A 22,438-nucleotide genomic window follows, 5' to 3' on the forward strand; every position below is an offset into this window, starting at 1 on the left:
TGCCTAGCGCCAGACGGAGTCGACGTCGGTGGCCTCGCCGGCCGGCGGGGCCGGCGGGCCCGCCGGGGTACGGGAGAACCGGGGCGCGGGGGCGTGCTGGGTGACGCCGTCGAGCTCGATCAGCGAGCCGCGGGCCGCGATGTGCGGGTTGGCCGGGGCCTCGCCGAACGTGAGCACGGGGGAGACGCACGCGTCGGTGCCGTCGAAGATCGCGGCCCATTCGTCGCGGGTCTTGGACAGGAACTTCTCGGTGAACAGCTTCTTCATCTGCGGCCACGCCGAGGTGTCGAGCTGCTGCGGCAGCTCGGCCGGATCGAGCTCGAGGCCCTGCAGCAGCAGCGCGTAGAACTGCGGCTCGATGGAACCGACGGCCATGTACCTGCCGTCGGCGGTCTCGTACACGTCGTAGAACGGCGCGCCGGTGTCGAGGAGGTTCACACCGCGCTCGTCCGACCACACGCCGCGGCCGCGGAACGCCCACATCATGTGCGAGAGCGCCAGCGCGCCGTCGACCATCGCGGCGTCGACGACCTGCCCCTTGCCGGAACTCTGACGCTCGACGAGGGCGGAGAGGATGCCGAAGATCAGGAACATCGAGCCGCCGCCGAAGTCGCCGACCATGTTCAGCGGCGGCACCGGCCGCTCACCCTTGCGCCCGATGGCGTGCAGCACGCCCGTCAGGGAGATGTAGTTGATGTCGTGGCCGGCGGCGTGGGCGAGCGGGCCCTCCTGGCCCCAGCCGGTCATCCGCCCGTAGACCAGGCGCGGGTTGCGGGCCAGCGCGACGTCCGGGCCGAGCCCCATGCGCTCGGTCACGCCCGGGCGGAAGCCCTCGATGAGGACGTCGGCGCGCTCGATCAGCCCGAGGACCTTCTCGACCTGCTCGGGATCCTTCAGGTTGGCCTCGACGACGCGGCGGCCGCGCTGGATCTGGTCGCGGTGACCGGCGGGCGGGATCAGGCCCGGCCGCTGCACGCACACGACGTCGGCGCCGAGATCGGCGAGCAGGGTGGCGGCGTGCGGGCCGGGGCCGAGTCCCGCGAACTCGACGACGCGGATACCCGCGAGCGGACCCTTCTTCTCAACAGCTTCAGCGGACACTCGTCGAACCTCACTCGGGGTGCGTTGGGACCATTCCACGAGGAGGCTACCTTAGCGATCGCTAGAATGTGCCGGGGGTCACGGCACGTCGCCTATCCCTCGTAGAGATCCCCCTCGTTCAGCCGGGTGGCCTCGAACGCCTCCTCGAGGGTGTCGTGCCGGTACACCGAGACGACATGGTCGCCCACCACCCGGAATGCGATCGCCTCACTGCGCGGGTGCTCCGGATCGGCCGCCCACGTGGCGGTCTCCTCGACCACGACGATCCCCTCGTGCACGAACATCCGGCCGGGCCGGAACGTCACGCCCGCCGTCGTCGCCCACTCCCGCAGCTCGTCGAGGCCCTGATCCTCGTCGTCGTCCCCGGTGGGGAGCACGATGTCGTCGCTCGACAACGCCAGCAGGGTCTCGATGTCGTTGGAATTGACAGCGTCGTGCCAGGCCAGGACGGTCGCGATCTCGGAGGTGCTCATACGAGCAGATGCTAGTACCCCGGACCCGCCACGCACGGGTTGCCGCAACCTTGCCTGGCCGCGGGGTGAGGCGCACAGTGGTTCCCATGACGATCCGCGGTCAGCTCGTGAGCTTCCTGCCCAGTACCGATCTCGACATCTCGGAGATGTTCTACGTCGACACCCTCGGCTTCGAGAAGCTGTCCCGGGACCACTTCACGCTGATTCTGGACGCGGGCGGCGGCTCGCCCGTGCGGGTGACGCTGGTGCAGTCCCGCGCCGATACCGGTTACACCGCCCTGGGGTGGCGGGTACCGAACCTGAACGAGACCGTCGAAGCGCTGCGCGCCAAGGGCGTCGAATTCGTCCGGTACAACGGCATGGCCCAGGACGAACACGACGCGTGGACGTCGCCCGAGGGCATGCGGGTCGCGTGGTTCCGCGACCCCCACGGAAACGTGCTGTCGCTGATGGAGGCCACCGGCTAGGGTCGACGTGGCCGCGAGGGGGCGGTTCTCGTCGACGCCACTCGCGTGATGCCGCGACCACGTCCCCCTCAGCGCAACCGCGACCGCGTCAGCTGCACCCGCTGGTGCTGCCGCACGACGGACAGGCGTGGCAGGAACCCGAGCGCTGCATCTGCACCCCGCACTGCATGCAGTACGGCGCGTCGCTTCGGCGCGCACGACCCTGCCGGGTGTCGGCCACCGCGTCGTCGAAGACGGGCGCGCTGCGCTCGGCACCGGTGCGGATGCCGAGTTCGGCCCGCTCGTCCGCGTCGAGGTACTCCACTGCCAGGCGCCGGAAGATGTAGTCCAGGATCGACGTCGCGATCCGGAGGTCCGGATCGTCGGTGATGCCCGCCGGCTCGAACCGCGTGCTGGTGAACGCGTTGACGAACGTGCGCAACGGAACCCCGTACTGCAGGCCGTAACTGACCGCCATCGAGAACGCGTCCATGATTCCGGCCAGGGTCGAGCCCTGCTTGGCCACCCGCAGGAACATCTCGCCCGGACGGCCGTCGTCGTACTGGCCGACGGTGACGAAGCCCTTGCAGTCCGCGACGCGGAACTCGAAGGTGCGCGACCGGCGCAGCCGGGGCAGCCGTTCCCGCCGCGGCGCCGGGGCCGTCGCGGCCGGGGCCGCCGTGGCCGACAACGGTTGGCCCAGTTTGCAGTTGTCGCGGTACACCGCGATCGCCTTGAGCCCGAGCCGCCACGCGTCGAGAAACAGTTCCTCGATGTCGGCCGCCGTCGCCGACTCCGGCAGGTTGACCGTCTTCGAGATCGCGCCGGACAGGAACGGCTGCACCGCGGCCATCATCAGGACGTGGCCGCGCGGCTCGATCACGTTGTCTCCCATCGACGTCGCGAACACCGGCAGATGCTCGGGCCGCAACTGCGGCGCGCCGACGACGGTGCGGTGCGTGTCGATGTGGGTGATCAGCTCGGCCACCTTGTCCGGGGGATAACCGAGCCGCGACAATGCCCGGGGCACCGTGCGATTGACGATGGACAGCGTCCCGCCGCCCACCAGCTTCTTCGTCTTCACCAGGGCCAGATCGGGTTCGATGCCGGTGGTGTCGCAATCCATGGCCAGGCCGATCGTGCCGGTCGGCGCGAGGACCGTCACCTGGCTGTTGCGTACCCCGTGTTCGGCGGCGAGGGCGCACGCGGTGTCCCAGTCCTCCCGCGCCGCGGCGAGAACGTCGGCGGGCGCGACCTGTTCGTCGATGTCGTCGACGGCACCGCGATGACGGGCCAGCACCGCCAGGGTGTGCTCCCGGTTCTCGGCGAATCCGTCGAACGGCCCGAGCCGGCGCGCGAGCCGTGCCGACACCGCGTACGCGTGCCCGGTCATCAGCGCGGTGAGCGCCGCGGCGTACGCCCGTCCGGCGTCGCTGTCGTACGGCAGCCCCAGGGCCATCAGCAACGCCCCGAGATTGGCGTAGCCGAGGCCGAGTTGCCGGAACCGGCGCGAGGTCCGCGCGATGCGGTCGGTGGGATAGTCGGCGCGGCCGACGAGGATCTCCTGGCCGGTGAGCACGACCGCGACGGCGTGCCGGAACCCGGCGACGTCGAACGTGCCGTCGTCGCGCAGGAACGTCAGCAGGTTCAAGCTCGCCAGGTTGCACGCCGAGTCGTCCAGATGCATGTACTCCGAGCACGGATTCGAGCCGTTGATCCGGCCCGTCGCGGCCGCGGTGTGCCAGCGGTTGATGGTGGTGTCGAACTGCAGGCCCGGATCGGCGCACTCCCACGCCGCGGCCGCGATGCGGTGCAGCAGTTCGCGGGCCGGCACCGTGCGCACCGTCGCCCCGGTGGCCACCGCGCGCAGCGGCCACTCGGCGCCGTCGGCGACGGCCTGCATGAACTCGTCGGTCACCCGCACCGAGTTGTTGGCGTTCTGGTACTGCACCGAATGGATGTCGCGACCGTCGAGTCCCATGTCGAAGCCGGCCGCGGCCAGCACCCGCGCCTTGCGTTCCTCGATCGCCTTGCAGTCGACGAACTCCTCGATATCGGGATGGTCGACGTCGAGGATCACCATCTTCGCGGCCCGGCGCGTCTTGCCGCCGGACTTGATGGTGCCCGCCGACGCGTCCGCGCCGCGCATGAAACTCACCGGACCCGACGCGGTACCCCCGCCCGCCAGCGGTTCGGCCGACGACCGGATGCGCGACAGGTTCACGCCCGCCCCGGACCCGCCCTTGAAGATCACCGCCTCCTGGCGGTACCACTCGAGGATCGAGTCGATGCTGTCCTCGACCGACAGGATGAAGCACGCGCTGGCCTGCTGCGGGGTGCCGGGCACCCCGATGTTGAACCACACGGGGCTGTTGAACGACGCCCGCTGCGTGAGGATCAGGTACGTCAGCTCGGCGGCGAACGCCTCCGGGTCGTCGAGATGACCGTCGGCCGCACCCCACGCGGTGACGGTGTCCACGATGCGGGCGACGACGTCGCGCAGCGAGCGTTCCCGCGCCTCGGTGCCGAGGGTGCCGCGGAAGTACTTCTGCGTGACGATGTCGGTGGCGATCTGCGACCAGGCGGCGGGAAACTCGACGTCGCGCTGCTCGAACACGACCGCGCCGGTGCCGTGGTGGACGATGCGGGCGTCGCGCCGCTGCCAGTCCACCTCGTCGGCCGGGTCGACGCCGGCCGTGGTGAAGAACCGTCCGGTGTCCGACTCGAGGTTCGGTTCTGCGACGTCCATCGCGTCCTCCAGGTGCGACCTGCGGGGCACATATAGTCCCCTCATGGTCTCACCCCGAATCGGCACCCCGCTCACTCCCGGCGCCCTGCGCGTCATGCTGCTCGGCGCAGGTGAGCTCGGCAAGGAGGTGGTCGTCGCGCTGCAACGGCTCGGTGTCGAGGTGATCGCGGTGGACCGGTACCCGAACGCGCCGGGGCACCAGGTGGCGCACCGCGCGCACACCGTCGACATGAGCGACCCGCAGGCCCTGCTCGCGCTCGTCGAGGCCGAACGACCCCACCTGGTCGTGCCCGAGATCGAGGCGATCGCCACCGACGCGCTCGCGATCGTCGAGGAACGCGGTCTCGCCGAGGTGATCCCGACCGCGCGCGCCACCCGGCTGACCATGAACCGGGAGGGCATCCGCCGCCTCGCCGCCGAGGAGCTCGGGTTGCCCACCTCCCCGTACCGCTTCGCCGAATCCCTCGACGAGGTCCGCGCCGCCGCGGCCGAGGTCGGCTTTCCGTGCGTGATCAAGCCGGTGATGTCCTCGTCCGGCAAGGGCCAGTCCACGGTCCGCACCCCCGACGAGATCGCCGCCGCCTGGGACTATGCGCTCGCCGGCGGGCGCGTCGACCTCGGCCGGGTCATCGTCGAGGGCTTCGTCGACTTCGAGTACGAGATCACCCAGCTCACCGTCCGCGCCGTCGGGCCGTCCGGGGAGGTCGAGACGTTCTTCTGCGAACCGATCGGGCACCTGCAGCGCGCCGGCGACTACGTCGAGTCCTGGCAGCCCCAGCCGATGAGCGAGCGGGCCCTGGCCCGGTCCCGGGAGATCGCGGCGACGGTGACCGGCGCGCTCGGCGGCCGCGGCGTCTTCGGCGTCGAACTGTTCGTCGCGGGCGACGACGTGTTCTTCTCCGAGGTGAGCCCCCGCCCGCACGACACCGGCCTGGTGACCCTGCGCTCGCAGCGCTTCTCCGAATTCGAGCTGCACGCCCGCGCGATCCTGGGCCTGCCGGTCGACACCGCGCTCCTCGCGCCCGGGGCGTCGGCGGTGATCTACGGCGGCATCGACGCCGCCGGCATCGCGTTCGAGGGCGTCGCCGACGCGCTGTCGGTGCCCGAAACCGACCTGCGGCTGTTCGGCAAGCCCGAGTCGTTCGTCCGTCGTCGCATGGGTGTGGCGGTGTCCACCGGCCCGGACATCGAGACCGCGCGGGCCCGCGCGGTCGAGGCGGCGTCGCGCGTGCGGCCGGTGGCGCCGTGACCGCCGGCGCGGAGGTCCTCGTCGGGCTCGCGATCCTCGTCGGCCTCGTCGGCATCGTCGTGCCGATCCTGCCGGGCACCCTGCTGATCTTCGGGGCGATCGCGGTGTGGGCCGTCCTCACCGGCGGCACCGTCGGGTGGACGGTCTTCGCCGTCGCGACGACGGCCCTGCTGGTCACCGGCATCGTGAAGTACACGTGGCCGGGAGGACGGATGCGCCGCGCCGGGGTGCCGACCCGCTCGATCGTCGCCGGCGGTCTGCTCGGCATCGTCGGCTTCTTCGTCGTCCCGGTGATCGGTCTGCTGCTCGGTTTTCTGCTCGGCACGTACCTGTCCGAGGTGCAGCGGCACCGCACCCACCGCGACGCCTGGCTCTCGACCGTGTACGCGACGAAGGCGGTGGCGCTGTCGATCCTCGTCGAGCTGTTCGGCGGTCTCGTCGCCGCCGGTGTGTGGCTCGGCGCGGTGCTGCTCACCTGAACGTCGCAGCCTCCGGATACGGCTGTGGCCGAATGTCACATCGTGTCGATCCAAACGACGCGATGTGACATTCGGCCACGGCGGGGGAGCGGGTGGCGTCAGGCCTTGTGCGGCTCCGAGGCGCGGAACATGTCCTCGCGCTCGACGACCTTGACGCGCTCGCGGCCCTCGGCCTCGCCGAGGCTGCGCTCGTGCGCGTCGAGGCGGTACCAGCCCTGCCAGGTGGTGTAGGGCAGCTGCTTGTCCTCGAGGAAGGCGACGATCGCGTCCTCGGACGGGTCCTCGGGGGTATTGAGCAGCCCCTGCGCCCGGTCGGCGAGCAGGTTCGCGACGGTCTCGTTCGCATCGCCCTTGGTGTGGCCGATCAGGCCGACGGGGCCGCGCTTGATCCAGCCGGTGACGTAGGTCGCCTGCAGGTAGCGGGCGGTGCCCTCGGCGGCGTCGTCCGCGACGACGCGTCCGGCCTCGTTGGGCACGGTGCCGGCCTGCTCGTCGAACGGCAGCTTGGCGATGTTCTGCGACAGGTAGCCCACGGCCCGGTACACGGCCTGGACCTCCCAGTCACGGAACTTGCCGGTGCCGCGGACGTTGCCGGTGCCGTCGAGCTCGGTGCGCTCGGTGCGCAGGCCCACGACCTTGCCGTCCTCGCCGAGGATCTCGGCGGGGGACTCGAAGAAGTGCAGGAACAGCTTGTGCGGGCGGTCGCCGACGTCGCGGATGGCCCAGTCCTGCAGGGTGTTGGCCACCATGTCGACCTGCTTGGAATTGCGGCGCGCCGCCTCCGAGCCCTCGTCGTAGTCGATGTCCTCGGGGTCGACGATGACCTCGATGGTGGGCGAGTGGTCGAGCTCACGCAGCTCGAGCGGGGTGAACTTGGCCTGGGCGGGACCGCGGCGGCCGAACACGTGCACCTCGACGGCCTTGTTGTTCTTCAGGCCCTCGTAGACGTTGGCGGGGATCTCCGTCGGCAGCAGCTCGTCGCCGGTCTTGGCCAGCACCCGGGCGATGTCGAGGGCGACGTTGCCGACGCCGAGCACGGCGACCTTCTCGGCCTCGAGCGGCCAGTCGCGGGGCACGTCCGGGTGGCCGTCGTACCAGGAGACGAAGTCGGCGGCGCCGTAGCTGCCGTCGAGTTCGATGCCGGGGATGTTCAGGGCGCGGTCGGCGTTGGCGCCGGTGGAGAAGATCACCGCGTCGTAGAAGCGGCGCAGGTCCTCGAGGGTGATGTCGGTGCCGTAGTCGAGGTTGCCGAGCAGCCGGACCTGGGGCTTGTCGAGCACCTTGTGCAGCGCGGTGATGATGCCCTTGATGCGCGGATGGTCCGGGGCCACGCCGTAACGGATGAGACCGAACGGGGCGGGCATCCGCTCGAACAGGTCGATGCTGACCTCGGTGTCGGACTTCATGAGCGCATCGGCGGCGTAGATACCGGCGGGGCCGGCACCGACGATCGCGACGCGAAGGGGACGAGTCTGATCGGTCATCAGGGGTCAACTACCTCTTCGGTGTGCGGACGGACGTGGTTCAGCTTAATTGAGGAAGGGAGCCGGCAGGGGTGGCTGCCATGGGCACGCGGGAGCGGCAGAAACTGCGCGACGAACCGGGCGTGACGAGAAATCGCTTCAGCGACAACACATGTGGGCGCTCACTCGACACAGGTCGACGGCGAGACGTCGAACGAGGTGCGTAGAGGCCATGGGCAATTCCTACCTCGAGAGGGTTTATTGGGGCAAATGCGCCCGCGGGGGGCCGTGCCCGCGCGGCCTAGGATCGCCCCATGGCAGCCGAACGCGCACCCGAACCCGACCCGGACGAAACGGACCGCAGCAGCGCGACGCCGTTCCTCGCGGCGCTCGCGATCATCGTGGTGCTCGTCGTCGGGGTGTTCGTCGCCCAGCTGGTGTCGCCGTCGGACAGCAGCACCTCCGGGACCGAGCTCGTCGTGCGAACGGTCGACGACTACGTCCGCGCGCACAACGCCGGCGACGCCCCCGCGCAGGACCGCTTGCGCTGCGACGGGCTCCCTGCCGACCGGGCCCCGCTGGCCGGCGTGGACGGCGAGGTGCAGCTCGAGGGCGTCGAGAACGTCGAGACGGACGGCGACCGGGGAACCGCCGACGTGCGCGCCCGGTTCGACGGGAACGAGCAGACCGCCACGTGGCAGTTCGTCCGGATCGACGACGTCTGGCGGGTCTGCACCTTCTGATCGGGGACCGGCGCCACCCGCCCGCCTGGTCGGCTCGCCGCGAACTGTGAAAAGCTGGTGCGGTGAGCTACGCAGGTGATATAACGCCGCAGCAAGCGTGGGAGCTGCTGCGCGAGAACCCGGACGCCGTGCTCGTCGATGTGCGTACCGACGCCGAATGGAAATACGTGGGGGTCCCCGAGACCTCCCCCATCGGGCGCCGCACCGTTTTCGTCGAGTGGGTGCGCTACCCGGACGGTGCCCGCAACGCGGGGTTCGTCGAGCAGCTGAAGGACGCCGGCGTGACCGGCGGGCCGGTCGTGTTCCTGTGTCGCTCGGGACAGCGGTCCATCGCGGCCGCGGAAGCGGCCACCGCGGCGGGCCTGGCCCCGTCGTACAACATCGTCGAAGGATTCGAAGGCGGCCTCGATGCCGAGAGGCATCGCGGAGCCGAGGGCTGGCGGGCCGCGGGCCTGCCGTGGAGGCAGTCGTGAGCGCAATTCCCAGGGGCGGCGCCTTCGAGCGGCCGCTGCCGGCATCGGTGCGTCCCGCCACGCTCGGCGTGCGCGGCGGCACCATGCGGTCCGGATTCGAGGAGACCTCCGAGGCGATCTACCTCAATTCCGGTTTCGTCTACGAATCGGCCGAGGCCGCGGAGCAGGCGTTCACGGGCGACGTGGACCACTTCGTCTACTCCCGGTACGGCAACCCGACCGTGAAGATGTTCGAGGAGCGGCTGCGGCTGCTCGAGGGCGCCGAGGGCTGCTACGCCACCGCCTCCGGCATGTCGGCGGTGTTCACCTCCCTCGCCGCGCTGCTCGGCAAGGGTGATCGCCTGGTCGCGGCCCGGAGCCTGTTCGGCTCCTGCTTCGTGGTGTGCAACGAGATCCTGCCCCGCTGGGGCGTGGAGACGGTGTTCGTCGACGGCGAGGACCTCGACCAGTGGGAACAGGCGCTGTCCGTGCCCACGACCGCGGTCTTCTTCGAGACGCCGTCGAACCCGATGCAGACCCTCGTCGACGTGCGCCGGGTCTCCGAGATGGCCCACGCCGCCGGTGCCAAGGTGGTGCTCGACAACGTCTTCGCCACGCCGCTGCTGCAGCGCAGCCTGGATCTCGGCGCCGACATCGTCGTGTACTCGGGCACCAAGCACATCGACGGCCAGGGCCGCGTGCTCGGCGGGGCGATCCTCGGCCCGCAGGACTACATCGACGGCCCGGTGCAGCAGCTCATCCGGCACACCGGCCCGGCGCTGAGCCCGTTCAACGCCCACACCCTGCTCAAGGGCCTCGAGACACTGCCGCTGCGGATCCGGCACTCGGTGGAGTCGGCCGGGCGGATCGCCCGCTTCCTCCAGGACCACGCCGCGATCAAGTGGGTCAAGTACCCGTTCCTCGAGTCGCACCCGCAGTACGACCTGGCGCGGTCCCAGATGAGCGGCGGCGGCACGGTCGTGACCTTCGAGCTGGACGCCCCGGAGGGCGAGGGCAAGAAGCGCGCGTTCGAACTGCTCGACGGGCTGCGCATCGTCGACATCTCCAACAACCTCGGCGACGCCAAGTCGCTGATCACCCACCCCGCGACGACGACGCACCGGGCGATGGGTCCGGAGGGCCGGGCGGCAATCGGCCTGTCCGACGGTGTGGTCCGGTTGTCGGTGGGGCTCGAGGATCCGGAGGACCTGCTCGAGGACTTCGAGCAGGCGCTGAAGTAGCTCGCTGCCACGTCGGGGGCGACAGCCACGTCGAGGCCGTACCGGCATCGCGGACTCTGATCCGCCCCCTGGGCCTGCCGAGTCGATGACACCGGCCGTACCGGACACCGAAGGAGAGCCGGCTCGGCGGTCGGGTGTGCTTCGGTAACGTACAAGTCGACCCGCAACTGCGTGTCGTTCGATCGGCTCTGCACAGCCGAACTGTGGGAGGTTCCCGTGGCTGGTGGTCTCGTCGCCCTGTTGGACGACGTCGCGGCACTGACAAAGGCGGCCGCGGCGTCCATCGACGATATCGGCGCCGCGGCCGGCAAGGCCGGGGTCAAGGCGGCCGGTGTCGTCGTCGACGACACCGCCGTCACCCCGCGCTATGTGCACGGGTTCACCCCCGATCGAGAACTGCCGATCATCCGCAAGATCGCGACCGGGTCGATCCGCAACAAGCTCCTGATCATCCTGCCGGTGGCGATGCTCCTGAGCCAGTTCCTGCCCCAGGCGCTGCCCTACCTGTTGATCGCCGGTGGTCTGTACCTGTGCTACGAGGGGGCCGAGAAGGTCTACGAAGCACTCACCGGTGGTCACCACGACGAGGACGCGACTGCGGGGCAGAGCGGGCCGGAGTTCGAGAAGTCGATGGTCAGCGGCGCGATCCGCACCGACCTCATCCTGTCGGCCGAGATCATGGTGATCTCCCTGGCGTCGGTCGAGGACGAACCGTTCCTCACCCGGCTGCTGGTGCTCGTCGTCGTCGCGATCCTCATCACCGCCCTGGTGTACGGCGCGGTCGCGCTGATCGTGAAGATGGACGACGTGGGCCTGTCGCTCGCCCGACGCCGATCGTCGTTCAGTCGACGATTCGGGCGGGGGCTCGTGGCCGCGATGCCGAAGGTGATGACGGTGCTCACCGTGGTCGGGATCGCCGCGATGCTGTGGGTCGGTGGCCACATCCTGCTCGTCAACGTCGGCGAGGCAGGATTCCATTGGCCGGCCGATCGCCTCCACGATCTCGAACACTGGTTCGGCGATCTCGTGCACGGCGGCTTCGGCGGTGTGCTGTCCTGGACTGCCGGGACCGTGGCGTCCGCACTCGTCGGGCTCGTCGTGGGCGCGATCATCGTCCTGATCGCGCACCTGATTCCGAAACGGAAGAAGCGCGGCGCGGCGCACTGACGATGTCGACGTCCTCCGATGGGGCACCGGGGTGGGGAACCGGTCGAAGACGGCGTCGGGCCGCCGTCCCCGGACCCGGCGTCCTGCGATACGCTGCGGTGACCCCGCTTGCCGGCGGGGTGCCGCAGCGTATCGGTGAAGTCCGGTGTAATCCGGCACTGTCCCGCAACTGTGAGGCCGGCAGCGCGCTGCCGGACGAGTCAGGTCGGCCGGCGCGGCGGTCACGTACTGGTCCTCGGACGAAGGACGGTGTCGTGCCGCAACGGTGATCCGTTGCAGCCGTGCTGTTTTCGTCCTCCGCCTCACGGAGGATGGCTGTGCCTGCCCCCACTGCGCCCGCCCGCCGGCTGTTCGCTACCGGACTCGCCGCGCTCGCCCTGCTCGCCGCCTCGTGCGGCTCGAGCGGCGGATCCGAGCCGGCCTCCGCGCCGTCCGGCGACGGCACCTTCCCGGTCACCGTGGGCTCCGGCGACGGCGCGATCACCCTCGACGCGGTCCCCGGATCGATCGTCTCCCTCAGCCCCACCGCCACCGAGATGCTCTACGCCGTCGGCGCCGGCGACCAGGTCGTCGCGGTCGACGACCAGTCCGATTTCCCCGCGGAGGCGCCCGTCACCGCCCTGTCCGGATACTCGCCGAACGTCGAGGCCGTGCTCGGCTACGAACCGGACCTCGTGGTCGCCATGGACGACGTCGGCGACCTCGTCTCCGGCCTCGAGGCGGCCGGCGTCCCCACACTGCTGCTGCCCGCCGCCACCACCCTCGACGAGGCGTACACGCAGATGGAGCAGCTCGGCGCCGCCACCGGGCACGTCGGCGACGCGGCCGAACTCGTCGCCTCGATGCGCAGCGACATCGACGAGGTCGTCGCCGGGCTGCCCCCGCGCCCGGCCCCGCTGACCTACTACCACGAGCTCGACGACACCTACTACAGCGTCACTGGCGGCACCTTCATCGGCGGCATCTACTCGATGCTCGGCCTGCGTTCGATCGGCGACGCCGCCGGAGCCGACGCCTACCCGCAGCTGTCCGCCGAGTACGTCCTCGACGCCGACCCCGACCTGATCTTCCTCGCCGACGGGCAGTGCTGCGGTGTCACCCCGGACACCGTGGCCGCCCGCGCCGGCTGGGGCGAGCTGACGGCCGTCCGGTCCGGCCAGGTCCACGTGCTCGACGAGGACGTCGCCAGCCGCTGGGGACCCCGGGTCGTGGACCTCGTGCGGCACCTCGGGACGATCGTGGCCGCCGCGCCCGCGTCCGAACCCGCCGCGCAGCCCACCCGGTGACCCGCGCCGCGCGCCACCCGGCCCTGGTGCTCGGCGCGGCAGCCCTCGTCCTGGTGGTCGCGCTGCACGTCGGGGTGCTCGTCGGCCCCGCCGGGCTCACCGTGCGCGGCGTGTTCCTCGAGCTGATCGACGCCCTGCCGTTCGTCGACGTCGACTCCGGACTGACGACGCGGCAGCAGGCCATCCTGTGGAACATCCGGATGCCGCGGGTGGCGCTCGGCGCGCTGGTCGGCGCGATGCTCGCCATCGCGGGTGCCACCTACCAGGGGGTGTTCCGCAACCCGCTGGCCGACCCCTACCTGCTCGGCGTGTCGAGCGGGGCGGGCCTGGGCGCCACCCTCGCGATCGCGCTCGGCGGGGCGCTCGGCGCCGCCGGGGTGCCGGTCGCCGCGTTCGCCGGCGGCCTGGTGGCCGTCGCCGCCACGTACGCGCTCGGGCGCAGCGTCGGCGGGATGCGTTCGGAGGTCGTCATCATCCTGGCCGGCGTCGCGGTCGCGGCGTTCGCCAATGCGGCGCAGACGTTCGTCCAGCAGCTCTACGACGACACCCTGCGGCAGGTGTACACGTGGCTGCTCGGCCGCCTCAGCACCGACGGCTGGTCCGACGTGGTCGTCGTGCTGCCGTACGTCGTGGTGTCCGCCGCGGTCATCCTGCTGCACCGCCGGATGCTCGACGTGATGGCGGTCGGCGACGTGGAGGCCGCGAGCCTCGGCGTGAGCCCGGCCCGGGTCCGGCTGGTCCTGGTGTGCGTGGCCACCCTCGGCACCGCCGCCGTGGTCGGCGCCAGCGGGCTCATCGGCTTCGTCGGAATCGTGGTGCCGCACGCGATCCGGCTGATCGTCGGCCCGGGGCACCGGCTGCTGCTGCCGCTGTCGCTGATGATCGGGGCCGCCTTCCTCGTCCTGGCGGACGTGCTGGCCCGGACCGTGATGTCCCCGGCCGAACTGCCCATCGGCGTGGTGACCGCGGCCGTCGGCGCCCCGTTCTTCCTCGTCGTGCTGCGCCGGCATCGGGGGGTGTCGTGAACGCCGTCGACTGCCGCGGCCTGAGCGTCGCCCGCGGCGGCAAGACCGTCCTGCACGGGGTGGACCTGCTTGTCGGACAGGGGGAGTGGGTCGCGCTCGTCGGGCCCAACGGCGGTGGGAAGACCACGCTGCTGCACGCGCTCGCGGGCCTGGTGCCCGCGACCGGCCGGATCCGCGTCGGCGGCCTGGACCCCGCCCACGCCGGACGCCGGGCGATGGCCCGGACGGTGGCGCTCATGCCGCAGCGGCCGGTGGTGCCCGAAGGCATGACCGTCGCCGACCTGATCCGGCTCGGCCGTACCCCGCACATGCCGCGGTTCGCGACCGAGTCGGCGCACGACCGCGAGGTGGTCGAGTCGGTGCTCGACCGCCTCGACCTGCGCGGGCTGGCTGCGCGGCCGGCGACCGAGCTGTCCGGCGGTGAGCTGCAACGGGTGGTGCTCGGGCGCGCACTCGCGCAGGAGCCGAAGGTGCTGCTGCTGGACGAGCCCACCAGCGCCCTCGACATCGGCCACCAGCAGCACGTGCTGGACCTGGTGGAGTCGATGCGCGCGGAGAACGGGCTCACCGTCCTCGCGGCCATGCACGACCTGACCTCGGCGGCGCTGTACGGCGGACGGCTGGTGCTGCTCGCCGACGGCCGCGTCGTCGCCGACGGCACGCCCCGGCAGGTGCTGACGGCCCGGCGGATCGCCGACGTGTACGGCGCGCGCGTCGAGGTGCTGGACCGACCCGGTTCCGGACCGGCCATCGTTCCGGTTCGCGGGAGCTGTTCCGGCCGAACCGAATCGGAGGGTTCGTGATGGAGGTCCTGCTGCTGGGCACGGGTGCGGCCGACGGCTGGCCGAACCCGTTCTGCACGTGCGCATCGTGCTCGGACGCGGCCGCCCGCGGCGAGATACGCGGGCAGACGGCGGCGCTGGTGGACGACGTCCTCATGCTCGACTGCGGGCCCGAGGCGCCGCGCGCGGCCCTGCGCCACGGCCGCACCCTCGCCGGGGTGCGGCACATCCTGCTCACCCATTCGCATCCCGACCATCTCGGCCCGCAGGCGCTGCTGTTCCGTGCTTGGGCGACAGTGGATTTCGAGATCGAGGTGATCGGACCCCCCGACACGCTGGACCAGTGCCGGGACTGGGTGGGTCCCACCGACGCGGTGCGGTTCGTGCCCGTCGCGGCCGGGGACGTGCTGACGGTGGGCGAGTATCGGGTGCGGGTCCTGCCCGCCGCCCACCGGGTCCTGAGAGAGGGAGACTCGGTGCTCTACGACGTGCAGGGCCCGGGCGGCGACCGGTTGCTGTGGGCGTGCGACACCGGCCCGCTGCCCGCGGACTGGTTCGAGCGGGTCGCCGGCGCGGGGTACGACGCGGTCTTCCTGGAGGAGACGTTCGGTGACCGCATCGATCTGGGGGACGCGCACCACACGCTGCCCGCGTTCGGCGAGACGGTGGGGGCGCTGCGCGCGTGCGGGGCGGTGACCGAGCGGACCGATGTGGTGGCCGTGCATCTGGGGCACCACAACCCGCCGGTCGCGCAGTTGCGGATCCGCCTGGCGGCCTGCGGGGCGCGACCGGGCGACGACGGTGAGGTGACGACGGTGGGACAAACGACCGGCAAAGCCGCTGCGACGCAGCGCACCCTGGTACTCGGCGGTGTCCGCTCCGGCAAGTCGCGGCACGCCGAGGAGTTGCTCGAATCGTTCCCGGCGGTGACGTACGTGGCGACCGGCGGCACGCGCGACGGCGACACGGAGTGGGCCGAGCGGGTGGCGCTGCACCGCGCCCGTCGGCCGCGGTCGTGGACGACGGTGGAGACCGACGACGTGGCATCCGTACTGCGCGGGTCGCGCGAGCCGTTGCTGATCGACTGCCTCGGGACCTGGCTCACCGCCCGCCTGGACCGTCACGACGTGTGGTCGGGCGGCGACGTCACCGCGGTCGAGGCGGACGTCGAGGAGTTGCTCGAGGCGTGGCGTTCGTGTGCCGCGCCGGTGGTGGCGGTCAGCAACGAGGTCGGCAGCGGCGTGGTGCCGCCGACGGCGTCGGGCCGGCTGTTCCGCGACCTGCTCGGGCGGCTCAACGCGCGCGTGGCCGCCGAGTCGGAGGCGGTGACCTTGGTCGTGGCGGGTATTCCGATGCGGTTGCGCTAGAGCATCGAACTTCGTTCTGTGCAAGTCGGATTCCCGGTCACACATAAACCTCCGATCGCACACGATTGTGTGCAGATGTGATCTGGAACACAGCCGTAACTGTTTAGTGACCCTTCGCATCGGGCGTGTTATCGTTCCGAAACGAACTGGGGTCCGAGCGGGGGTGTCGGTCCACAGTGCCCTTCGGGGCAGCACGCCAACGACACCTGAATCCGCCTGTGCGAGAAACCGACCGGTATCTCGCCCGACCTGACCAGAAGGCACATCCGAATCGACCGCGGCGGCCGCCCGCGGCCGTGATCAGCCGTGCCCGGGGGCGCCCGGGTAACCGCACACCTGAGTAGGGGAATGAATTGAGCATCAAGCACACGTCCGGCCTCCGCCGCGGCGCACGCATCGGTGGTGTCGCAGCTGCTGCTGCGATCGCCCTGGGCTTCCTGTCCGCGGGTGCGGCTAACGCCGACACCTTCGTGCCGCTGCCCGACGGCGAGATCGTCGCCGCGAACGGCAATGCCATGATCAAGCGCACCGCGGAGAGCGCCCTCATCTCGCCCTCCTTGGCTGCTAACGGCGCTGGTCGCGTGGCGTGGGTGTCCGGAACGATCGAGGTCGACGTCAAGGGCCTTCCCGCCGATCTCAAGGCCGGCCCGACCAATGGCGGCATCGCCACCGGTGATCCCACCGGTACGCAGGGCACCAACGGCACCTCGACGAACGAGGTTCCGCACCTGACGACCGGATACATCATTGGTTGCCAGATGGACATCACGGGCCTGAAGGGCAATCTCGGTGCCGGATTCGACATGGGCCCCTCGTCGGGTGGCGGAAGCCTCAGCGGCTCGATCAGTGTTCCGATCTCTGCAGGTCAGGTGAAGTTCGCGCGCATCGACGGCAAGGACATCCTCAAGGACGGCAAGTACAGCTACCGGTACCAGGACGCCCAGATCGAGGTTCAGGGCTGCGGTGGCTACGCACAGGCCCGCGCGTACACGGTCCTCGAGGTCACCGGAGCCAACTACTCCAAGACCACCCTGTACGGCCAGCCGTTCAGCATCGGCTGATCGCCACCGCCCTTCCCTCCGGCTTTTCGCTCCCGCGAACATCGAACCCTCGAGAGAGAGAACATGAAGACCAGCATCGCCAACGGCCTGCGCCGTGGTCTGAAGGCGGCCGGCATCGGCGCCACCGTCGCCGTCGCCATCGGATTCGCTTCTGCCGGTGCGGCAAACGCCGACACCTTCGTCCCGCTGCCGGACGGCAGCATCACCGAGACGCTGAACGGCACCACGGTGACCGTCAGCCGCGTCGGTGAGACCGCGAATATCTCCCCGTCGATGGGCGCGACGGCGCTGCACCGCAACGTGTGGGTCTCGGGCACCGCCAAGGTCGAGATCAGCGGCCAGGGTGCCGAGAAGGCCACCACCAAGTTCCAGCCGGGCTACATCGTCGCCTGCCAGATCAACCTGGGTGGCACCGCTGGCGGCGGCGCCGGCGTCAAGGCCGGCTACGCGGGTGAGAGCGCCTCGATCACCCCGTCGATCAACGGTAACGGCACGGTCACGCTCGGCCCGGGCCAGGCCCAGGACTTCAAGATCCTCGACCGCACCATCGCGAACGCCTTCGACGAAGAGCAGCATGTTCCGTTCAACGTCGTGAAGGGCCCGAACGGCAGCGTCACGTGGACCGATTCGACCCTCGCCGTGTCCGGTTGCGCCGGCTACGCGCAGGCTCGCAACTACATCAAGGTCACCGTCGACACCGGGACCAATGTCCAGCAGGTCACCCTCTGGGGCCAGCCCTTCAGCATCGGCTGAGCGAGGCGCCTTCAGAGGTGAGCAGCCCCGCCGACGAGAACCTCATCCTCTCGTCGGCGGGGCGTCGTCGCTGCCCGGTCCGGTGGGGGCCGGGCAGTGGCGTCATGGATGAACGGTGACGGGGAGGTTGTTGCGGCATCGCCCGAGTGGCATGCGCGACAACCTCCCCTTCGGCGTCGAAACCGCCCGCTCGATGCCGCTCAGAACGGATTCGCGGTGCGCCCCACCAGTTCCGCGATCGATTCGATGACGCGGGTGGGCCGGTAGGGGAACATCTCCACGGACTCCCGGGTGGAGATGCCGGTGAGGACCAGCAGTGTCTGCAGGCCCGCCTCGAGGCCGCAGACGATATCGGTGTCCATGCGGTCGCCGATCATGAGTGTGTGCTCCGAGTGCGCGCCGATCGCGCGCAGGGCGGACCGCATCATCAGGGCATTCGGCTTGCCCACGAAGTACGGTTCGCGGCCCGTCGCGCGGGTGATCAGGGCCGCGACGGCCCCGGTGGCGGGGAGCGAGCCCTCCCGCGACGGCCCGGTCGGATCCGGATTGGTCGCGATGAACCGGGCACCCCGCTCGACGAGCCGGATCGCCGTGGTGATCGCCTCGAACGAGTACGTGCGGGTTTCCCCCAGGACGACGTAGTCCGGATCGCTGTCGGTGAGGACGTAGCCGATGTCGTGCAGGGCCGTGGTCAGCCCCGACTCGCCCACCACGTAGGCGCTGCCACCGGGGCGCTGATTCGCCAGGAACGTCGCCGTCGCCAGCGCCGACGTCCAGATCGACTTCTCCGGGACGTCGAGCCCGGTGCGCAGCAGCCGGGCCCGCAGATCCCGCGGAGTGCGGATCGAGTTGTTGGTGAGCACCATGAACGGTGTGCCGTTCTCGCGCAGCTCGGTCAGGAACGCGTCGGCGCCGGGAATCAGGTGTTCCTCGTGGACCAGGACGCCGTCCATGTCCATCAGGTAGTTCCAGACCGGCGCGGGTGTGGGTTCGTCGCTCACCGTTCGAGTGTGTCACCGACCGCTCAGGCCAGCAGCCGGTACAAGCCGATCAACCCGACCACGACGATGACGGCACGCAGCGCCGTGGGCGAGAGCCGGCGGCCGTACCGGGAGCCGAGGGCGCCGCCGATCAGCGAGCCCACGGCGATCAGCGCCGCCACCGTCCAGTCGATCCGGTCGAACGCGACCAGCGTGTAGGCGGTGGCGGCCACGACGTTCACCAGCAGCGAGAGCAGATTCTTCGCGGCGTTCTGCCGCTGGATGTGATCGTGCAGCAGCGCGCCGAACAGGCCCATCAGCAGGATGCCCTGCGCGGCCGTGAAGTAGCCGCCGTACACGCCCACTGCGAAGGTGCCGACGATCAGCGCCGTCATCCGGGCGGGGCCGATCTGCTCCTCCGGGCCGCCGGAGCGGCGCAGCACCCACTGCTGCAGCTTCGGCTGGAACACGACGAGGAGCAGCGCCAGCACGAGCAGGACGGGCACGATCGTCTCGAAGGCCGACTCGGGCAGGTTCAGCAGCAGCCACGATCCGAGGACCGCGCCGGAGACCGACGCGGGGATCTGCCACCGTAGCCGGGGCCACTGTCCGCGCAGCTCCCGCCGGTACCCCCACGTGCTCGACACCCCACCCGCGACGAGCCCGACCGCGTTGGACATCGTGGCGGTCACCGGCGGCAGGCCGAAGGCGACGAGGGTCGGGAAGGTGATGAGGGTCCCGGAACCGACCAGCGCGTTGATCGCGCCGGCGCCCAGCCCGGCCAGGGCGACGAGGAACAGTTCGAGCGGTGTCACCGAGCCGACCTTACGGTAGGCGCCGCCGTGGCCTGTCGTCGCCACCCCGGAGCGTCGGGTGCCACCGAATATGCTGTCTCGACAAGGCTTTCGCGTGGATCGACGGCGGACGGCACCGGCCGCCGCGGGTGCCGGTGTCCCGCCGTCGTGGCCCGCCGGTGCACCGTCCCAATTCCGGACACTCCCCGTCCGCGGGAGCCGCCCACCCCTCCCGCCGGTTCGGGGGCCGAACGGCCCCGTTCCGGCGACGCGCGCTCGAATCCGCAGGTCGAGGGGCGTCCGGGGGCGGGAGATGAGCCACGTCATAGCGGGTGTCCGAAAGTGGCACACTTCACATCCTCGGGTCCGGACGCATGCTCTTCCTCATTCGAACCGCATCACCGCAACCCGAAACGGGGGACACCCGATGGACAGACTCATCAACATCGACAACGGTGGCACGCTCACCGACATCTGCGCCTGGGACGGCCACGAATTCAGCTTCACCAAGACCCTCACCACACCGTTCGATCTGTCGCAGTGCCTGTTCGACGGATTGACGAAGGTGTCGAAGGAGATCTACGGAGCCGAGGACCTGCCTGCACTGCTGCACTCGACGGCGCACATCCGTTACTCGACCACGCAGGGGACGAACGCGCTCGTCGAGCGCAAGGGCCCCCGCATCGGCATCATCACCGACTCGGCCGCCCTTGTCGACGAGCTGCGCCGCACCCCCGAGCAGCAGGCGCTGTTCGACGACCTCGTCGGGGCCCGGGTGGCCGTCGTCGACGCCGAGGCCGCGGACCTCGAGGGGGAGCTGGTCGCCCGGGTCAACCGTCTCACCACCGACGGTGCCGCCCGCATCGTCGTCGCCGTCGGGGACACCGACGACGGACGCGAGCGGAAGCTGCGCGGCATCCTGCTGCGCAAGTTCCCGCGCCACCTGCTCGGCTCGGTTCCGTTCCTGTACTCGTGGGACTTCACCACCGACCGCACGCCGGCCCGGCGGGTCTGGTCGGCCGTGATCAACACGTTCCTGCACCCGACGATGGAACGGTTCCTCTACAACGCCGAGCACCGGCTGCGCGACCACCGCGTCAAGAACCCGCTGCTGATCTATCGCAACGACGGCGCCTCCTCGCGCGTCGCGAAGTCCGTGGCCCTCAAGACGTACTCGTCCGGCCCGCGCGGCGGCCTCGAAGGCACCCGGGCGCTCGCCGAGATCTACGGCCTCAAGCACGTTCTCATGATCGACGTCGGCGGCACCACGACGGACATCGGCACGGTGGCCGGGCGGGAGATCCTCACCGACCGCCGCGGCTCGATCGCCGGCATCCCGATCTCCTTCCCGATGTCGAACGTCGAGTCGGCCGGCATCGGCGGCAGCTCCATCATCACCGTCACCGACGGGGCGATCACCGTCGGACCGGAAAGCGTCGGTGCGGCACCCGGACCGGCCTGCTTCGGCTTCGGCGGCACGTCCGCCACCATCACCGACGTCAACCTCCTCCTCGGCGTCCTAGACCCCACCACCTACCTCGACGGCGACTTCACCCTCGACGCGGACCGGGCCCGCGCCGTCGTCACCGCCACGGTGGCCGAACCTCTCGGCCTCACCCTCGACGAGGCGCTGCTCGCGATGGAGCAGGCGTACTTCACCGCGATGGGCAACGCCGTCGCGCCCGCGGTGTCGGAGGCCGACGAGACCACCATCGCCGCGTTCGGCGGCGCCGGCCCGATGAGTGCGTGTGGCGCGGCGCGGGTCGCGGGCGTACGCAGCGTGCTCGTCCCCAAGCTCGCGGCGGTGTTCTCCGCCTTCGGGATCGGGTTCTCCGACATCGGGCAGAGCTACGAGGCCGACGTCGCGGACACGGCGGAGGCGACGCTCGCCGCGGCCGTGGCCGACCTGCTGGCCAAGGCAGAACGGGACATGTTCCAGGAGGGGCACGCCCTCACCGACTGCGAACTCTCCTGGACCCTGACCACCGAGGATGCGCACGGGGCCACGGTCGACGAGGCGTCGTACGAACCCGGCGAGTGCGTCGAGCTCCTGCCCGGCGCGTCCACCGCGCTGACCCTGGTGGCCACCCGCCGGATGAACCGGATCGAGCTCCCGCACGGCTCCTTCGCCGAGGCCCGCGATCCCCGGGCGGCCGGGGAGCGCACCGTGCTCGGAGCCGGCGGCCGACGGGCGGTGCCGGTGTTCGCGCTGGCCGACCAGGAGCCCGGCGCCACCGCCGAGGGCCCGGCCATCGTCGAAGGCCCCTTCTTCACCGCCCGCGTGCAGGAGGGCTGGAAGTTCGACGTCACCGCCGGCGGCGACCTGCTGCTCACCGACACCCACTGACCGACAGAGCCCGAAGCCTGTTCGACCGCAGGCTCGTTCGAAGGATGCACGACATGCAGATCCCCATGACCGAATACCTGGTCATCGACCTCGACAGCGAACTGTGGGTGTGCCGGGTGTGCCGGCACGAACTCGGCAGCGCCCGCGGCAATTACAAGGAAGGCACCCTGGTCTACGACCGCGACCCGCGCGAGATCCACCAGCCGATCATCGATCCCGACCGCTACGAGTTCACCTTCTCGCCGGACCCGGCCTACTGCCGCATCCTCGAGTACTACTGCCCCGGCTGCGGCACCCAGATCGAGACCGAGTACATCCCGCCGGGACACCCCCCGACCGTCGACATGGAATGGGACGTCGACGCCTTGCGCGCCCAGTGGCTCGAACGCGGCACCGATCCCGGACAGGTCGTCACGTACGGCCCCGGCCAGGACGCCGAGGGCGAGTTCGAAGGCCGGCGCCACAACCACCACTAGTCAC

The 22,438-nt window shown here is 70.6% G+C and carries 21 protein-coding genes and 1 riboswitch; of the genes, 15 read left to right on the forward strand and 6 right to left on the reverse strand.

Features of this window, described 5'->3' with window-relative positions:
- Window positions 1–3: 3 nt before the first annotated feature.
- Both OCS65_RS08370 and OCS65_RS08375 read right to left on the reverse strand, forming a co-directional pair.
- Window positions 4–1,101, reverse strand: a complete 1,098-nt coding sequence (locus tag OCS65_RS08370; protein ID WP_029545380.1) for a CaiB/BaiF CoA transferase family protein — start codon at window positions 1,099–1,101, stop codon at window positions 4–6.
- A gap of 92 nt (window positions 1,102–1,193) precedes the next feature.
- Window positions 1,194–1,574 carry a nuclear transport factor 2 family protein gene (locus OCS65_RS08375; RefSeq protein ID WP_006945477.1) on the reverse strand — a complete coding sequence of 127 codons (381 nt, stop codon included), beginning with the start codon at window positions 1,572–1,574 and terminating at the stop codon, window positions 1,194–1,196.
- Between the two features lie 86 nt (window positions 1,575–1,660).
- Here OCS65_RS08375 and OCS65_RS08380 point away from each other — a divergent pair, with 86 nt between their 5' ends.
- Entirely contained in the window at window positions 1,661–2,041 is a 381-nt protein-coding gene (locus OCS65_RS08380; protein WP_029545379.1) for a VOC family protein, read from the forward strand.
- An 88-nt stretch (window positions 2,042–2,129) separates the two neighbouring features.
- Here OCS65_RS08380 and OCS65_RS08385 read toward each other — a convergent pair whose 3' ends face one another.
- On the reverse strand, window positions 2,130–4,769 hold the full coding sequence (locus OCS65_RS08385) for a vitamin B12-dependent ribonucleotide reductase (protein WP_029545378.1): 2,640 nt from the start codon (window positions 4,767–4,769) through the stop codon (window positions 2,130–2,132).
- Between the two features lie 43 nt (window positions 4,770–4,812).
- Here OCS65_RS08385 and purT point away from each other — a divergent pair, with 43 nt between their 5' ends.
- Both purT and OCS65_RS08395 read left to right on the forward strand, forming a co-directional pair.
- Window positions 4,813–6,018, forward strand: a complete 1,206-nt coding sequence (purT, locus tag OCS65_RS08390; protein WP_043802341.1) for a formate-dependent phosphoribosylglycinamide formyltransferase — start codon at window positions 4,813–4,815, stop codon at window positions 6,016–6,018.
- Window positions 6,015–6,497: a DUF456 domain-containing protein gene (locus OCS65_RS08395; protein WP_043802339.1), complete on the forward strand. Its 483-nt coding sequence runs from the start codon at window positions 6,015–6,017 to the stop codon at window positions 6,495–6,497. The genes purT and OCS65_RS08395 overlap by 4 nt, the downstream gene beginning before the upstream one ends.
- Window positions 6,498–6,595: 98 nt before the next feature.
- On the opposite strand, the gene OCS65_RS08400 is transcribed toward OCS65_RS08395, so the two are convergent.
- Window positions 6,596–7,981: an FAD-dependent oxidoreductase gene (locus OCS65_RS08400; protein WP_043802337.1), complete on the reverse strand. Its 1,386-nt coding sequence runs from the start codon at window positions 7,979–7,981 to the stop codon at window positions 6,596–6,598.
- Window positions 7,982–8,274: 293 nt separating this feature from the next.
- Here OCS65_RS08400 and OCS65_RS08405 point away from each other — a divergent pair, with 293 nt between their 5' ends.
- The 10 genes from OCS65_RS08405 to OCS65_RS08450 all read left to right on the forward strand — a co-directional run bounded on the left by OCS65_RS08405 (window position 8,275) and on the right by OCS65_RS08450 (window position 17,837).
- Window positions 8,275–8,703, forward strand: a complete 429-nt coding sequence (locus OCS65_RS08405; protein WP_043802335.1) for an Rv0361 family membrane protein — start codon at window positions 8,275–8,277, stop codon at window positions 8,701–8,703.
- A gap of 62 nt (window positions 8,704–8,765) precedes the next feature.
- Complete coding sequence (locus tag OCS65_RS08410; protein WP_006945501.1) at window positions 8,766–9,176, forward strand: rhodanese-like domain-containing protein; 411 nt, start codon at window positions 8,766–8,768, stop codon at window positions 9,174–9,176.
- Window positions 9,173–10,396: an O-succinylhomoserine sulfhydrylase gene (locus OCS65_RS08415; RefSeq protein ID WP_006945502.1), complete on the forward strand. Its 1,224-nt coding sequence runs from the start codon at window positions 9,173–9,175 to the stop codon at window positions 10,394–10,396. Before OCS65_RS08410 ends, OCS65_RS08415 begins: the two co-directional genes overlap by 4 nt.
- Window positions 10,397–10,612: 216 nt before the next feature.
- Window positions 10,613–11,563 carry a DUF808 domain-containing protein gene (locus tag OCS65_RS08420; protein WP_029545373.1) on the forward strand — a complete coding sequence of 317 codons (951 nt, stop codon included), beginning with the start codon at window positions 10,613–10,615 and terminating at the stop codon, window positions 11,561–11,563.
- Window positions 11,564–11,651: 88 nt separating this feature from the next.
- A riboswitch (cobalamin riboswitch) is annotated at window positions 11,652–11,794 on the forward strand.
- Window positions 11,795–11,874: 80 nt separating this feature from the next.
- Window positions 11,875–12,849 (forward strand): ABC transporter substrate-binding protein, encoded by a 975-nt coding sequence (locus OCS65_RS08425; RefSeq protein WP_037201082.1) that lies wholly within the window; start codon window positions 11,875–11,877, stop codon window positions 12,847–12,849.
- Window positions 12,846–13,874, forward strand: a complete 1,029-nt coding sequence (locus tag OCS65_RS08430) for a FecCD family ABC transporter permease (protein WP_006945506.1) — start codon at window positions 12,846–12,848, stop codon at window positions 13,872–13,874. The genes OCS65_RS08425 and OCS65_RS08430 overlap by 4 nt, the downstream gene beginning before the upstream one ends.
- A complete protein-coding gene (locus OCS65_RS08435) occupies window positions 13,871–14,677 on the forward strand; it encodes an ABC transporter ATP-binding protein (RefSeq protein ID WP_043802333.1) in 807 nt (268 codons plus the stop codon). Before OCS65_RS08430 ends, OCS65_RS08435 begins: the two co-directional genes overlap by 4 nt.
- On the forward strand, window positions 14,677–16,023 hold the full coding sequence (cobU, locus tag OCS65_RS08440; RefSeq protein WP_043802331.1) for a bifunctional adenosylcobinamide kinase/adenosylcobinamide-phosphate guanylyltransferase: 1,347 nt from the start codon (window positions 14,677–14,679) through the stop codon (window positions 16,021–16,023). The genes OCS65_RS08435 and cobU overlap by 1 nt, the downstream gene beginning before the upstream one ends.
- A 353-nt stretch (window positions 16,024–16,376) precedes the next feature.
- A complete protein-coding gene (locus OCS65_RS08445; protein ID WP_168579951.1) occupies window positions 16,377–17,084 on the forward strand; it encodes an MspA family porin in 708 nt (235 codons plus the stop codon).
- A gap of 63 nt (window positions 17,085–17,147) precedes the next feature.
- The gene (locus tag OCS65_RS08450; protein ID WP_168579950.1) at window positions 17,148–17,837 is read left to right on the forward strand and encodes an MspA family porin; all 690 of its coding nucleotides are present in this window, start codon (window positions 17,148–17,150) and stop codon (window positions 17,835–17,837) included.
- Window positions 17,838–18,037: 200 nt separating this feature from the next.
- Here the strand turns inward: OCS65_RS08450 and OCS65_RS08455 are convergent, their stop codons facing one another.
- Both OCS65_RS08455 and OCS65_RS08460 read right to left on the reverse strand, forming a co-directional pair.
- A complete protein-coding gene (locus OCS65_RS08455; protein ID WP_044476465.1) occupies window positions 18,038–18,796 on the reverse strand; it encodes an HAD-IIA family hydrolase in 759 nt (252 codons plus the stop codon).
- Window positions 18,797–18,861: 65 nt separating this feature from the next.
- Entirely contained in the window at window positions 18,862–19,632 is a 771-nt protein-coding gene (locus OCS65_RS08460) for a sulfite exporter TauE/SafE family protein (protein WP_006945513.1), read from the reverse strand.
- Window positions 19,633–20,038: 406 nt separating this feature from the next.
- Here OCS65_RS08460 and OCS65_RS08465 point away from each other — a divergent pair, with 406 nt between their 5' ends.
- Both OCS65_RS08465 and OCS65_RS08470 read left to right on the forward strand, forming a co-directional pair.
- The gene (locus OCS65_RS08465; RefSeq protein ID WP_050035681.1) at window positions 20,039–21,958 is read left to right on the forward strand and encodes a hydantoinase/oxoprolinase family protein; all 1,920 of its coding nucleotides are present in this window, start codon (window positions 20,039–20,041) and stop codon (window positions 21,956–21,958) included.
- A 53-nt stretch (window positions 21,959–22,011) separates the two neighbouring features.
- Entirely contained in the window at window positions 22,012–22,434 is a 423-nt protein-coding gene (locus OCS65_RS08470; RefSeq protein ID WP_006945515.1) for an acetone carboxylase subunit gamma, read from the forward strand.
- Window positions 22,435–22,438 lie beyond the last annotated feature (4 nt).

Source organism: Rhodococcus aetherivorans, from assembly GCF_025722975.1.
Classification (GTDB): domain Bacteria; phylum Actinomycetota; class Actinomycetes; order Mycobacteriales; family Mycobacteriaceae; genus Rhodococcus; species Rhodococcus aetherivorans.

Bases quoted from the DNA above. Each gene is read 5' to 3' on its own strand.
- OCS65_RS08375 (WP_006945477.1), bottom strand. From the start codon at position 1,574: ATGAGCACCTCCGAGATCGCGACCGTCCTGGCCTGGCACGACGCTGTC.
- OCS65_RS08380 (WP_029545379.1), top strand. From the start codon at position 1,661: ATGACGATCCGCGGTCAGCTCGTGAGCTTCCTGCCCAGTACCGATCTC.
- OCS65_RS08385 (WP_029545378.1), bottom strand. From the start codon at position 4,769: ATGGACGTCGCAGAACCGAACCTCGAGTCGGACACCGGACGGTTCTTC.
- purT (WP_043802341.1), top strand. From the start codon at position 4,813: ATGGTCTCACCCCGAATCGGCACCCCGCTCACTCCCGGCGCCCTGCGC.
- OCS65_RS08400 (WP_043802337.1), bottom strand. From the start codon at position 7,981: ATGACCGATCAGACTCGTCCCCTTCGCGTCGCGATCGTCGGTGCCGGC.
- OCS65_RS08405 (WP_043802335.1), top strand. From the start codon at position 8,275: ATGGCAGCCGAACGCGCACCCGAACCCGACCCGGACGAAACGGACCGC.
- OCS65_RS08425 (WP_037201082.1), top strand. From the start codon at position 11,875: ATGGCTGTGCCTGCCCCCACTGCGCCCGCCCGCCGGCTGTTCGCTACC.
- cobU (WP_043802331.1), top strand. From the start codon at position 14,677: ATGGAGGTCCTGCTGCTGGGCACGGGTGCGGCCGACGGCTGGCCGAAC.
- OCS65_RS08450 (WP_168579950.1), top strand. From the start codon at position 17,148: ATGAAGACCAGCATCGCCAACGGCCTGCGCCGTGGTCTGAAGGCGGCC.
- OCS65_RS08455 (WP_044476465.1), bottom strand. From the start codon at position 18,796: ATGGACATGGACGGCGTCCTGGTCCACGAGGAACACCTGATTCCCGGC.
- OCS65_RS08465 (WP_050035681.1), top strand. From the start codon at position 20,039: ATGGACAGACTCATCAACATCGACAACGGTGGCACGCTCACCGACATC.
- OCS65_RS08470 (WP_006945515.1), top strand. From the start codon at position 22,012: ATGCAGATCCCCATGACCGAATACCTGGTCATCGACCTCGACAGCGAA.